General features: G+C 64.2%; 8 protein-coding genes. 7 read left to right on the forward strand and 1 reads right to left on the reverse strand.

Features of this window, described 5'->3' with window-relative positions; genetic code table 11:
• Positions 1-109 precede the first annotated feature (109 nt).
• Genes AC3IR3_RS11120 through AC3IR3_RS11135 form a run of 4 tightly spaced genes read left to right on the forward strand, consistent with a single transcriptional unit; the run spans position 110 to position 7,483 of the window.
• Positions 110-1,504 (forward strand): TolC family protein, encoded by a 1,395-nt coding sequence (locus tag AC3IR3_RS11120; protein ID WP_489192095.1) that lies wholly within the window; start codon positions 110-112, stop codon positions 1,502-1,504.
• Entirely contained in the window at positions 1,501-3,351 is a 1,851-nt protein-coding gene (locus AC3IR3_RS11125; protein WP_489192097.1) for a GAF domain-containing protein, read from the forward strand. Before AC3IR3_RS11120 ends, AC3IR3_RS11125 begins: the two co-directional genes overlap by 4 nt.
• 6 nt (positions 3,352-3,357) lie before the next feature.
• Positions 3,358-5,502 (forward strand): hypothetical protein, encoded by a 2,145-nt coding sequence (locus tag AC3IR3_RS11130; RefSeq protein ID WP_489192099.1) that lies wholly within the window; start codon positions 3,358-3,360, stop codon positions 5,500-5,502.
• The gene (locus AC3IR3_RS11135) at positions 5,495-7,483 is read left to right on the forward strand and encodes a preprotein translocase subunit SecA (protein ID WP_489192101.1); all 1,989 of its coding nucleotides are present in this window, start codon (positions 5,495-5,497) and stop codon (positions 7,481-7,483) included. The genes AC3IR3_RS11130 and AC3IR3_RS11135 overlap by 8 nt, the downstream gene beginning before the upstream one ends.
• 16 nt (positions 7,484-7,499) lie before the next feature.
• Here the strand turns inward: AC3IR3_RS11135 and AC3IR3_RS11140 are convergent, their stop codons facing one another.
• Positions 7,500-8,561: an NAD(P)H-dependent flavin oxidoreductase gene (locus AC3IR3_RS11140; protein ID WP_489192103.1), complete on the reverse strand. Its 1,062-nt coding sequence runs from the start codon at positions 8,559-8,561 to the stop codon at positions 7,500-7,502.
• 178 nt (positions 8,562-8,739) lie between these two features.
• Here AC3IR3_RS11140 and AC3IR3_RS11145 point away from each other — a divergent pair, with 178 nt between their 5' ends.
• From AC3IR3_RS11145 to AC3IR3_RS11155, 3 genes are all read left to right on the forward strand, one after another.
• Positions 8,740-10,131, forward strand: coding sequence for a serine hydrolase domain-containing protein (locus AC3IR3_RS11145; RefSeq protein WP_489192105.1), 1,392 nt, complete (start codon positions 8,740-8,742; stop codon positions 10,129-10,131).
• 726 nt (positions 10,132-10,857) lie between these two features.
• Positions 10,858-12,741, forward strand: a complete 1,884-nt coding sequence (locus AC3IR3_RS11150) for an LTA synthase family protein (protein WP_489192107.1) — start codon at positions 10,858-10,860, stop codon at positions 12,739-12,741.
• A gap of 37 nt (positions 12,742-12,778) precedes the next feature.
• On the forward strand, positions 12,779-13,807 hold the full coding sequence (locus AC3IR3_RS11155) for a TraB/GumN family protein (protein ID WP_489192109.1): 1,029 nt from the start codon (positions 12,779-12,781) through the stop codon (positions 13,805-13,807).
• The last annotated feature ends 30 nt before the right edge of the window (positions 13,808-13,837 follow it).

Here is a 13,837-nt window from a genome sequence, read left to right on the forward strand (position 1 = left end):
GAAATCGCAAAGCGTCCGATCGCATGCCCGGCCATCAGCCGGGGCGTGCGTCGTGCCGTCTCAGGGCCATGACGGTCCGCCTCTCCCTGCGCGTGCGAAGGGACTTGAGGTGTACGTCGTCAACCGTTACCGCTTACCGATTTTCGCCATCGCCTGCCTGGTCGCTTCGTGCACCGCCGTCGCACAGACGGTGACGCTGGGCGAACTGTTCTCGCTTGCCCACGACAGCGAACCGGGCTATCGCGCGGCGCAGTCCAACGTGGATGCGGCGCGCGCGCGCGAACGGCAGGCGCTGGGCGCCATGCTTCCGCAGATCACCGCCACCGCCAACACCAACGGCAATGGCCGTCGTTACAACACGCTCGATACCCATACGGCGACGCTACGCGATCACTACCACAGCAACGGCAATCAGCTGAGCCTGAACCAGCCCCTGTGGCGGCGGGCGAATACAGTCGCTTTGCAGCAAGCGGGAAAAGCCGCCGAACAGGCGAGCTATCAGCTGGCCGACACCGAGCAGCAGCTTTACCTGAAGCTGGCGACCAGCTGGTTCGACCTGATGGAGGCACGGGACGCCGTCGATTTCTCCACCGCCCAGCGGGACGCGCTGCGCGCCCAGTGGGATATCGCGCGACGAGGGGCCGAACTCGGTGCGGAGTCCGAGCCCAAGGCCGACGATGCCCGGGCGAAGTACGAGGAAGCCGCGGCCGACGAACTCTCCGCCGAGATGGACCTCGCCGCCAAGGCCGCCGCGATCGAACAATGGATCGGTTCCAGCGAAGGGCTCGTCCAGCCCTGGCTGCGCGAGGACGCCAGCATTCCGGATCTGCTCGGTGACGACGCGGATGCATGGCTCGCGCAGATCGACAGCCACTGCCCCGCCCTGCGTGCCGCGGCGACGGCGGTTGCCGCGGCGGAAGACGAAATTTCGAAACAGCGCGCGGGCTACCAGCCGACGCTGGACATGGTCGCGACCTTTGGCAACACGGATCAGAACGTCGGCAACTTCCCCGGACAGCCGGGTTACCGCATCCGTCAATTGGCCATCGGCCTTCAGCTCAATGTGCCGCTCTACTCCGGTGGCGCGCAGTCGGCCAAGGTCGCGGAGGCCATCGCCATGCGCGAAAAGGCCCGCGACGATCAGGAGTCCGCGCGCCGGCAAGCGGTACTCAATGTAAAGACGGCGTTCCTCGGCTGGCGGGCGGGTCGCGCAAAGACCAACGCGGCGCGCACCGCCATCCATTCGGCACAGCGTGCCCTTGCGCTGGCGGAACGCGGCGCGCTGCATGGCGTGAAAACCGACGCCGACGTGCTCACCGCGCGACAGCAGCTGGCGGGCGCGCGACGCGACGTGCGCAAGGGCGCGTATCAGCAACTCACCTCGTTCATCAAGCTCAAGGCAACGCTCGGCGACCTGAGCGGTACCGACATCGATGAACTGGACAGTCTGTTCGTCGCGGTTCGCGCGGATCGCGACCGCATCGCCGCGGAGACCGGTCCATGAACGCCGTTACCGAACAACCGGATCAGGACGTCGTCGCGGCTCTTCCGGCGATACCCGCATGGGAGCGCTTCGTCGCCGCGCGCACGTCGGACGTTTTCTGCGATGCCTGGCTGACGCTGATCTGCGAAAAGTTTCCCAGCGTGGGCAAAGCCGCCGTACTGATCGAAGCCAGCGACGGCCAGAATTACGTGCCCATCGCGGTCTGGCCCGCCGTCGATGCCGATATGGCCCGCATGGGACCTGCCGTCAGCCAGGCATTGAGCGACCGTCGCATCGCCGTCTTGCCCGCCGCCGATGCACCGGGCGTATTGCATGCCGCGATACCCGTTATGTCGGGCGAACGTATAGCCGGCGCGGCGGTGTTCGAGCTGCCGACCGATCCCATCGTGCTGGCCGCCCTGCTGCGCGAAGTGCATTGGGCCAGTGCGTGGCTGACCCATCTGCTGGGCAAACGCGAACTGGACGACGCGGTGGAAGCTAGTCAGCGCGCCTCAGGCATCGTGCACATGCTGGCCACGGCGCTGCGTCATGTGCGCTTCCAGCAGGCAATGTTCGATCTGGTGAACGAACTGCGCCGCCGTTTCGACTGCACGCGTGTCGCTATCGGGCTGGTTCGCGACGCGCAGGTGCGGCTTGCCGCCCTGTCCGAAGCGGCGACGTTCGAGAAGTCCTCGCCCCTGGTGCAGGCCTATCGCGATGCGATGGCCGAAGCCACGGACCTCGCGCAGTCGGTGGAAGCCAGCGACGGACGCGACGGGCGTCCCGCGTCCGGCTACCGCGCGCATACCGAACTCCTGCGGCGCACGGGCGCGCATGTCGTCCTGTCCGTTCCCATCGTGCAACACGCCAGGACCATCGCTGTCGTGACCTTCGAGCGCGAAGGCACTCCGCTGGATGAGACGCAACGGCGCTGGATCGACGCGTTCGCCGCCCTGGTCGCGCCGGTCGTCGAACAACGCATGCTTGCCGAGCGCACGTCGTTCGGCAGGATGCGCGACGAAGCCGTACGGTTCTGGCGCAACCTTGTCGGACCGCGATTCCTCGTGTGGAAAGCCGTGGGGGGGCTCGTCCTCCTTGTCACCGTCGCTCTGGTCTGCATACCGGTCGACTATCGCGTATCGGCCAAGACCGTCACCGAAGGCGAAATCCAGCGCGTCGCCGCCGCACCGTTCGAAGGTTTCCTTGCCGAAGGTTTTGTCCGCGCGGGCGATACCGTTCGTAAGGGGCAGCAGGTGGCGCGCCTGGACGATCACGAATTGCGCGTCGAACGCATCCGCTGGGCCAGCGAGCGCGATCAGTACGACAACAAGTTGCGCGAAGCGATGGCCGGACACGACCTGACCGCCATCGGCGTAACGAGCGCCCAGCTTTCCGAAGCGCAGGCGCAGCTGGACCTGCTGGACGACAAACTCGACCGGGCAACGGTACGCGCGCCCTACGATGGCGTCATCGTCAGCGGCGACTTGTCCCACGACATCGGCACGCCCGTGGAAGCCGGCAAGAAGCTGTTCGAGATCGCGCCGCTGGACAGCTACCGCATCATCCTGGAGGTGGACGAGCGCGACATCGCACCCATCCGCGACGGACAGCACGGCGAGCTGGTCATGAACGGTTTCGCCGGTCATGCGATGACGATCGACGTACTTCGCGTGATGCCTGTGGCAACGGCCGAGGACGGCAAGAATTTCTACCGCGTCGAGGCCCGGCTGACGAAGCCGTCGAACCTGCTGTTGCCGGGCATGGAAGGCGTGGCCAAGGTCGACGTCGGCCGCCGCCAGCTCGGGTGGGTGCTGTTGCATGGGGCGCTGGACTGGCTGCGTCTGCAACTCTGGACGTGGGGTCTCTGACCGGTCATGGCGCGCAGCCCTTTCAGTCCCTCATGGCATAGCGTCGCGTCGCTTCGACCGCGTCTTACGCCTTATGCGCGTATCCAGCGCGTCGTGTTCCGCGGACGTCCATGGTACGTCGTGCAGGACCAGACCGGCGGGCGCGTTTACCGGCTTTCCGCCGCCGCGTATGCCTTTCTTGCAGGGATGGACGGCAACGCCACCGTCCAGTCGCTGTGGGAACAGGCGAATACGTCCGAGCTGCGCGATGCGTGCACGCAGCCGGAAATCGTCGATCTGCTTTCGCAGCTGCACGGCGCCGATCTGTTGCAGACCGATGCGGTACCCGACTCGGCCGCGTCGCTGGAACGGCACAACAAGAAGCGTTCAGAAACGATCCGCCAGTGGCTCATGAATCCGATGAGCCTGAAGTTTCCGCTCGTCAATCCAGATCGCTTCCTGACGGTGCTGTCGCCGTACTTCGCGTGGTGTTTTGGTCCCATTGGCGCCGTACTCTGGGCACTGGCGGTGATTCCCGCGCTGTTCCTGGCCGGCGTGCACTGGACCGATCTCACGCATAACCTGTCGGATCGGGTGCTCTCGTCGAGCAATCTTCTCGTCATGGCTTGTGTTTATCCGGTCGTGAAACTGCTGCATGAACTCGGCCATGGCTTCGCCGCAAAACGCTGGGGCGGCGCGGTGCGCGAACTCGGCCTGATGTTTCTTATTTTCGCGCCGGTTCCCTACGTCGAAGCGTCGTCGTCGGCCGCGTTTCCTTCGAAGTACCGGCGAGCGACGGTCGCGGCGGCGGGCATGCTCGTCGAACTGTTCCTCGCGGCCGTCGCGCTGCATGTCTGGTTGCTCGCCGAGCCGGGTGTCATGCGTGGCGTCGCCTTCAACGTCATGGTGATCTGCGGCGTCTCCACGCTGGTGGTCAACGGCAATCCCCTGCTCCGTTACGACGGTTACTACATCCTTTCGGACCTGATCGAGATTCCCAATCTCGCCCAGCGCGGGCAGGCCTGGTGGACCTATCTGATCGATCGCTACGCCTTCGGCTCCATGGACGCCACGCGCCCGGACGAAACACCGTCGGAACAACGCTGGCTGACGGTCTATACGCCGCTCGCCTGGTGTTACCGCACGTTCGTCACCGTTTCCGTGATCTTCGTGGTGGCGGCCAAGTTCTTTTTCGTTGGCACGATGATGGCGTTGTGGAGCGCCTATGGCCTGATCGGCGCGCCGATCCGCAAGGGCTGGAAGCATCTGTCGACCGCTGGCGCGCTGCACCGGGTAAGAACGCGTGCGATGCGCCGCACGTTCGCGTTCATCGGCGGTGTACTGGTGTTGCTGCTGTTCGTGCCGGTACCGCTGCATACCCGTGCGCTGGGGGTCGTCTGGCTCCCCGAGCAGGCGATGCTGCATGCGGGTGGCAATGGTTTCTTCGTACGCTGGCTGGCCGCCCCGGGCGCGCAAGTCAATGCGGGCCAGCCGCTGTACGTGCTGGACAACGCACAGCTTCGCGCCGAGCACGCGGTCGATCGCGCGAAGGTCGCACAGGCCGAGGCGCGTTACGACGCCGAGCAGTTCACCGACCCGACGAAGGCCGCGATCTCGGGACGTCAGCTCGACGAGGCGCGCGAAACGCTCGCCCGCATCGATACCCGGATGGCGAATTTGACCGGCTTCGCCGGCGAGGACGGCCGTCTTGTCGTTGCGACGGCGCAGGATATGCCGGGACGCTATTACAAGAAGGGCGAGCTGCTGGGCTATGTGTTGCAGGATCGCCAGCTGATCGTGCGCGCCGTGGTGCAACAGGACGATATCGATCTGGTCCACGCGCGATTGTCCGGTGTCGGCCTTCGGCTGGCGGACTCGTTGGGCATCGTATGGACCACCCGGGTCATCCGTGCGTTTCCCGGCGGCGTCGACGAGTTGCCGACGGCGGCCCTGGGTCTCAATGCCGGTGGAACGATCGCAACGCATCCGAACGATTCCAAAGGCGTGAAGACCATCCAGCGGGTCTTTATCGTCGACCTGGCCCTGCCCCAGGATTCGCGGCCGGTGTTCGGCGAGCGCGTGCAGATCCGCTTCGACCACGGCTACGAACCCATGGCACTGCAGGCGGTTCGGCGCCTCCGCCAGGTCTTCCTGAGTCACTTCGGTGTCTGACGTACGCGCACTGCTGGCCGGGCGCGAGGTCGAACTCGGCGACGGTCCTTATCTCGAACGCGTGGATGCGAAGCGCGCACCGTGGGAAGCGCGCCTGCGCACGTGGCTTGCGAAACTTCCCCGCTTCGACGGCCGCCGCGCGCAACGTTTTCTCGATGCGACCAATGCACTCGAAGAAGCCACGCGAGTCTTCGACGACGACACCCTGCGCACGAACCTGGCCGCGGAAGCACGGCGCATGCATCGGGAGGGCTTTACGGATGCGTGCCTTGCGGCGTCGTTCGCACTGATCCGCGAGGCGTCGCGGCGGACGCTGGGCATGCGTCATCACGATGTCCAGTTGCTCGCCGGTCGCACGCTGTTGCAGGGTCGTCTTGCCGAGATGTCCACAGGCGAAGGCAAGACGCTGGCGGCCACGCTTGCGGCGTGCTCGGCGGCCATGACCGGTGCCGCGACGCATGTCGTCACGGTCAACGACTATCTCGCCGAGCGCGACGCCGAACACAATACTCCGCTGTTCGATTTCCTCGGGCTGAAAATCGGCGTGGTCTTGCAGGACATGAGCGTCGCGGACCGTCGCACGGCCTATGCTTGCGACATCACCTACGTATCCAACAAGGAACTGACGTTCGATTACCTGAAGGACGCCATCGCCATGGGCGAATCGTCGCGCACGCAGCAGCGTCTGGCCGAATTCGCCGGCGGCCGCGCGGGCGAACCGCCCATCCTTCGTGGCCTGCACATCGCCATCATCGACGAAGCCGACAGCGTACTGATCGACGAAGCCAGTACGCCATTGATCATCAGCGAGACCTTGCCCGACGATCTCGACCCGACGATCTATACGCGCGCGATCGAACTGGCCGCGTCGCTCGAACGCGACGTGCATTTCGCGGCGAACCACCATCGGGACATCTGGCTCACACCGGGCGGCAAGGTGCACGTGCGCGAGGTCACCGCGGAGTTCGGCGGCATGTGGCGTTCGGCCATGTGGCGCGAGGAGTTCGTACAGAAAGCGCTTTCGGCGATCCACGGCTTCCAGCGCGACCAGCACTACATCCTGGCCGAAGACAAGGTTCAGATCGTCGACGAGTCGACCGGTCGCGTCATGCCGGATCGTACCTGGGAGCGCGGCCTGCACCAGATGATCGAATGCAAGGAAGGCTGCGAGATCACGGGCCAGCGGCGAACGCTTGCACAGATTACCTATCAGCGTTTCTTCGGCCGTTATCTTTTGTTGTGCGGCATGACCGGCACGGCACAGGAAGTCGCCGCCGAAGTGAAAGGCAGCTACGACTTGTCGGTGACCCGCATTCCGACGCATAAGCCAACGCGGCGGCGAAACCTGGGCGATATCGTCTGCGCCAGTTCGGATCTGCGCTGGGAGGCGGTCGCACGACGCGCGGTCGAAGTCGCGAGTACCGGACGGCCGGTACTTGTCGGGACACGATCCGTCGAAGCGTCCGAACGCCTCGCCGCCCTGTTCGGTGCCAGCGGCATCGAACATGCGGTGCTCAACGCGCGGCAGGACAAGAGCGAAGCGGAAGCCGTGGCGCAGGCCGGTTGCGCGGGAAGAATCACCGTGGCCACCAACATGGCCGGACGCGGCACGGACATCAAACTTGCGCCGGAGATCGAGCAGGCCGGCGGCCTGCATGTGATCCTGACCGAGTTCCACGAGTCCGCACGCGTCGACCGTCAGCTGTTCGGCCGCTGCGCACGGCAAGGCGATCCGGGGACGACCGAAGCGGTGGTCAGCATCGACGACGATCTGTTCGCGCGTTTCGCACCGGCGCCGCTTCGCGCCATCCTCGCATCGCTGGTGCGCGGTGAGCACGCGAGCGAAAAACTGCTGCGCCGTTATGTCACCTGGCTACAGGACCGCGCGGAACGTCACTATCGCCGCCAGCGTACCGACACGCAGCGCAGGGATGCGGAATGGGCGCGCGCACTGGGCTTCGTGGGCAAGAGCCGCCGCTGAACGCGTCGCGGTGCATTCAGGACAAAGCAGCCTTTATCAGGTCTTCCGTCAGTCGTAGTGCGGAAATTTCACGCGCATAAGTCGCGGCCTGCCCCGCCCATAACGGCTGGAAGTCGCCGATGCCTTTCGGTTCGGTGGCGGCGCGCAACGGCGCAAGTGGCTGCCCGGCGAGAGGAAAGGATGGCGCGAGATCGCTCATCGGCCCCACTTCGGACATAAGCCGGTTGTAGATGCCGCGAGCCGGGCGCCCGGTGAATACGTTGGTCACGGCGGTACTGTTATCGCCCGCGCTACGCAGCGCGGCGCGATGCACGGATACGGTCAGTGCCTCCGGCGTCAGCAGATATACCGTGCCCAACTGCACCGCGGAAGCACCCAGCGCAAGCGCCGCCCGTATGCCGCGAGCATCGCCGATGCCACCCGCGGCGATCACCGGGATACTCACCGCATCCGCGACTTGGGGCACGAGGGCCATCGTGCCAGGCTGTGCACTCATATCGTCGGTGAGAAAACTGCCGCGATGACCGCCTGCCTCGTAACCTTGCGCGATGACGGCGTCGCAACCCTGCCGCTCCAGCCAGCGCGCTTCGGCGACGGTCGTCGCCGACGACAGGACGCACGCGCCGGTCGCTTTCACCCGTGCCAGCAGATCCGCGGCTGGCAGGCCAAAGTGAAAACTGACGACTTCCGGGCGCAACTCCTCCACAAGCGAGCACATGGCATCGTCGAAAGGCGCCCGGCCACCGGGGGCCGCGTTTTCGGAGGCCTGCACACCAAACTCTTCCATGTACGGGTGCAGACGCTCCCGCCACGCCGCCATACGCGTGGGATCGGCAACCGGTGCGGCATGCGCGAAGAAGTTGAGATTGATGGGCGCACTCACCACCGATCTGAAGGCGCCGACTTCCTTCCTGACCGCGTCGACGGAGATCGATGCGCATGGAATCGCACCCAGTCCGCCTGCCAGCGCCACGGCGACGGCCAGTGCCGATCCCCCCGAACCCGCCATGGGTGCGAGAAGAATCGGTTGTTCGATTTGCAGGAGATCCAGAATTCTCCGATCGGTCCACAGGCTCATGTCGTCCCTTCGCGTCGATGGCTATCCGCAACGCTGAATTATGCCGCATCCACACCCTGGATCGCGGTTGATTGTCGGCGCGACGTGCGCTCGAAGAGGTGCAGACCTCGCTAGCGGCCCTTGCCGGCCGGGTGAGCCGTCGCTACCCTCCGGACGAGGCAACTTGGGGGAAATAGGCATGGCTCGTCGTACATTCGCAATCGCCGGTGCAACGGCGATTATCGTCGTGCTTGCGCTCGCTGCCTTCGTCGTATCGAAGAAAGACGCGCTCAGGGTCGCCACGAATTCCGTCAGTCGCTCGCTGTGCACGGCGACCTTCGTCTCGAACGTCGACCCGGACAAAATGTTCCAGGAAGAACAATTGCCCAACATGCGATCCATCGCCTGGGCAATCCACTACCACGTGGATCGCGACGCGCGCCAGGTACGGACGCACATTCTTGGCGGATTCGGCGCGCGAGCCATATTCCGGCCGGGCCTGGGCTGCCTTCTGGTCCATGGCAAGCACGACGTACCGGATCTCGCTGGCTTCGCGGATACCTCCAAGATCGAACACTCGTTCGTCGACACCGGCGTCGTGGAACCGACCGATCCTGCCATTCGCACCGCGCTGGACCATGCGTTCGCCGAACCCGATCCACAGCATCTTCGCCAGACCAAAGCGCTTGTCGTTCTTCACGACGGCAAGCTCATTGCCGAGCGATATGCACCCGGCTACGGCCCGGATACGCCGATCTGGGGCCACTCGCTGTCGAAGTCGCTGACGAGTGCCCTGATCGGTATCCTGGTGCGCCAGGGCAAACTCAAGCTCGACCAACCCGCTCCGATCGCCGCGTGGGCTTCTCCGGACAACCCGCATCACGCCGTCACCATCGAACAGCTCCTGCGAATGGACAGCGGACTGGGTTTCGATGAGACCAATGGCCCCGAAAGTCCGACGACGCGTATGTGGTTCCTCGAACGCGACATGACGGCATTCGCGGCGAAACTGCCCATGGAACATCCTCCCGGGACGGTCTGGGGATATAGCAACGCGAGCTATGTACTGCTGTCGCGGATCGCCGTGGATGCCGCTGGCGGCGGTGGCGCGGTCAACGCCGAGCGACTCTTCCGGCGAGAATTGTTCGCGCCGCTGGGCATGAGCACGGCGGTCATCGAAACCGACATTCGCGGTACGCCGATCGGCTCCAGCCATGTTTACGCATCGGCACGCGACTTCGCGCGGTTCGGTCAGCTGTATCTCGACGACGGCATGCTGGGCGAACAGCGGATCCTGCCGGAAGGCTGGGTATCCTTCAGTCGCTCGCAGACCCTGAAGACCGGTTACGGCGCGGGCTTCTGGACCAATCTGGTCAACGAAGGCACCGTGCCGGTCTGGGATGCACCGTGGGGTATGCCCAAGCTGCCGAAAGACATGTTCTACGCGCGCGGTGCATTCGGACAATACGTCGTCATCGTGCCATCCGAACACCTCGTGGTTGCACGGCTTGGTATCAGCGTCGAGGGAGGCACGGGTATAGGCGATGTCATTGCCGAGATTATTGCGGCGTTGCATGGGGCTCCTGGCTGATCCTTCAGGGAGAGGGCTCGGCTTTGCCATCGCTTTTGCGTTCGGGCGCTTCGCGAAGAGCCGTCGGCCACCGCCCTCGACGCTCCGTCTCCACCGTCGCTCGGGAAGGGATAGCCGCTGCGCGGCTGGTGTTTTAATGGCTGCGCCCCGTCGCGCCCGCGCGGCGGGCGGGGGTTTTCGATTCGGCTCCTGCCTCAGCGAAAACGACGGACCGTCCTGGTCCGCCCCCTTCGGGCCTTTTCCGCCCGCCGCGCTCGGTTCCGCAAGTCGCGTCGAGGGCGGTGGCCGACGGCTCTTCCGGAGGTTGCGGTCGCGTGAGGGAAAGCAGCGCGTGACGCATGACCCGTCATGCCGCATCCGGTGCGGTTCCGTCACGTGCTCGGCTCGTGCTCTGCCCACAACAAACCGCCGTCGACGGTGCCGTGGCCGGGTTGGCCCTTGGGGCCGCCTTAGCCGAGGGCCGCGATGACTAGTTGGAGCGAAAGCGGCGCTACGGCCCGCTCCCGCAGGGACGGCGCCGAAGGCCCCAAGGGCCAACCCGGTCGCGGCTTCCCCGAGCCACGAGCGTGAGGCGACCAAGTCACGAATAACACGAGCCACCCAGCGGCTGTCCGCAACCTAAAGAGCGGCCAGACGCGAGAGATCGCCACCGTAGTGCACGAAGAACCTTTAATTTGCAGCAGTCATATAGTATTCACGAATACTTCACCTTCCTGAAGGTCTTCCATGCGCCGCCTTACCTTGCGTTTCCTTGCGGCGACGCTGCTGTTGCTTACCCTCTCGCGACTGGGTCTTGCCCTCTGGCAACACGCGCGCGTTTCGGATGCCGGCGGGCTATGGCCGGTGATCTTCGGCGGATGGCGCATCGACCTGAGCCTGCTTGCCATGATGGTCGCGTTGCCCGCGATCCTCTCCCCGTGGATGGGACACCGTCCGCTGGCGATCCGGGTTACCGCATGGTGGTATCGGCTGTGCTGGTTGCTACTGGTGCTGCTGGAAGTCGCCACGCCACAGTTCATCGTCGAATACGACACGCGCCCCAACCGTCTGTTCGTCGAATACCTTTCCAGCCCGGTCGAAGTCGCTTCCATGCTCTGGCATGGTTACAAACTTCCGATCGCCCTGGGCCTCGTTGCCTGGGCGATTATCGGATGGCTGGGCTGGCGGATGCTGTCGCCGCAACTGCGCGATGCACGGACGAACTGGATCGCGCGCGTACCGATTTCCACGCTCATCTTCGTCGCATGTCTACTGGCTGCGCGCGGCACACTGCAACACCGACCGATCAATGAGGCCACGGTCGCCTTCAGCAGCGACAGCATGGTTAACGCGCTGCCTCTGAACTCGTTCTACAACGTCGCCAATGCCATCGACGACATGCGCAGCGAGCGTTCCTCGGCGGACGTCTATCCGCCAATGGATGTCGACACGATGAATGCCGAGTTGCGGCGTAGTACGGGCCTTGACGGTCCGGCGTCCGATGCGCGCTATCCGAGCATGCATCGTCAGGAGGCCAGCACGAGCCATCCGCGTCCGCTCAATCTGGTCATCATCGTGCAGGAGAGTCTGGGCGCGCAGTTCGTCGGCAATCTCGGCGGACGGGACCTGACGCCGAACATCGATGCATTGAGCAAGGAAGGCTGGGCCTTCAACCGTGCCTATGCCACGGGAACGCGCTCGGCGCGAGGATTGGAAGCGATCACGACGGGGTTCCTGCCGACCACGGCGGAAGCCGTACTGAAGCTCCCCCGTTCGCAACGGGATTTCTTCACCGTCGCCGCGCTACTTGGCAGGCAGGGATTCCATTCGCGCTTCATCTACGGCGGCGAAGCGCACTTCGACAACATGCGCGGCTTCTTCTTCGGTAATGGCTTCAACGAGGTGGTGGATCGCAGTTCGTTCGTCGATCCTGTTTTCGTCGGTTCATGGGGAGCGTCCGACGAAGACATGTTCAACGAACTGCACAAGCGCCTGCTGAGCGACGGCGACAAGCCGAATTTTACGGTGGCCTTCAGCGTGTCCAATCACACGCCATGGCAATATCCCGCCGGGCGTATCGCGCCGATCGGCAATCCGGCCAGTGTGGAGAACACTGTACGTTATGCCGATTACGCCATCGGCAAGTTCTTCAACGAAGCGAAGAAATCGCCTTACTGGCAGAACACCGTATTCCTGCTCATTGCCGACCACGATGCACGCGTGCACGGTGCGAGCCTGGTGCCCGTGGAGCATTTCCATATCCCTGCCCTGATCCTGGGCGGCCAGGTACCGGTACGCAGCGACGACCGTATCGTCAGCCAGATCGATATGGCGCCAACGCTGCTCTCGCTGATAGGCATTTCCAGCACCCATCCCATGCCCGGCGCCGACCTGACGGTGCGCGATCCGCATCGTGCGATCATGCAGTACGGCGACAACTTCGGTTATCTCAAGGACGACCAGCTCGTGGTCTACGAACCATTTAAGCCGGCTTCCCAGTTCACTTACGACGGAAAATCGACGCTGACGCCCGCAACCGTGGATCCGATCCTGGCCAAAGAAGCGCTCGCCAATGCATTGTGGCCAAGTTGGGCGTACAAAGAGCAGCGTTACCGTATGCCCGACCGGTAAGATCGCGGCATTCCCTCAAGGCATCCCCGAGCCGACCATGCGAATTCACGTTGCCGCCCTGTTCCTGTTCCTGCTGCCGATGGTCGCTTCGGCGCAGGACGCGCCCGCACCCGCGACCTCGGCCGTCATGCTCGACGCGGTAACCGTCAGCGGCGAACAACCCGGTCCCGGCCTGTGGAAGGTGTCGCGCGGCGAGCACGTGATGTACGTACTGGGCATACTTTCGCCGTTGCCTGCACGCATGCAATGGCGATCGACCGAGGTCGAGGCAGTCATCGCCAGTTCGCAGGTCGTGTTGCGTGCGCCGTCGTTGACGATCAAACCGAAAACGAACTTCTTCGGCAGGCTATTCCTTCTCCCGTCGCTGATCAGCGTGCGCAACCTGCCAGACGACGGGACATTGCAGAGCACCGTGCCGGCTGGCGACTATGCTCTGTGGTCGACGCTGAAGCTGCGCTACATCGGCAAGGATCGCGGCATCGAACGCTACCGGCCGATCTTCGCCGCGCTGGAGCTGTATAAAAAAGCCGTCGAAGCGATTGGCCTGAAGCAGTCGACAGGCGTTGCCGGTACCGTCGTCAGTATCGCGAAAACCCGTGGCGTACCCTTGCAATCCGTGCGGTATACGGTCGAGATCGACGAACCGAGAAAGGCCATCAAGGCGTTCAAGGCGGCGGAACTCGACGATGTCCGCTGTTTTCACCAGACGCTCGAAAACATCGACAAACGGCTCGACACCTTGACCGATCGCGCCAACGCGTGGGCGACGGGAGATATCGGCGCGCTCCGCGGCATGCTTGCCCAGGATCGCGGGGATACCTGCCTGAATGCCGTCACGGAAGCGGGAATCGCAAAACGCCTCGGGCTGGACGATGTGGTCGGACATATGGAAGGCCTGTGGCTTACCGCGGCGGAGCAGGCGCTGGCAACGAATTCGCAAAGTTTCGCGGTACTGCCCATGGAACTGATCGTGGCGAAGGACGGCCCTCTTTCGAAACTGAAGGCACGCGGATACACCGTCGCCGCGCCGGATGACGAAGACGTACCGGTCCCGGTCCAGAAGTGATCGTCCGGATGGCATAGACCATCTATCGGA

Source organism: Luteibacter sp. GL_149 (assembly GCF_057834065.1).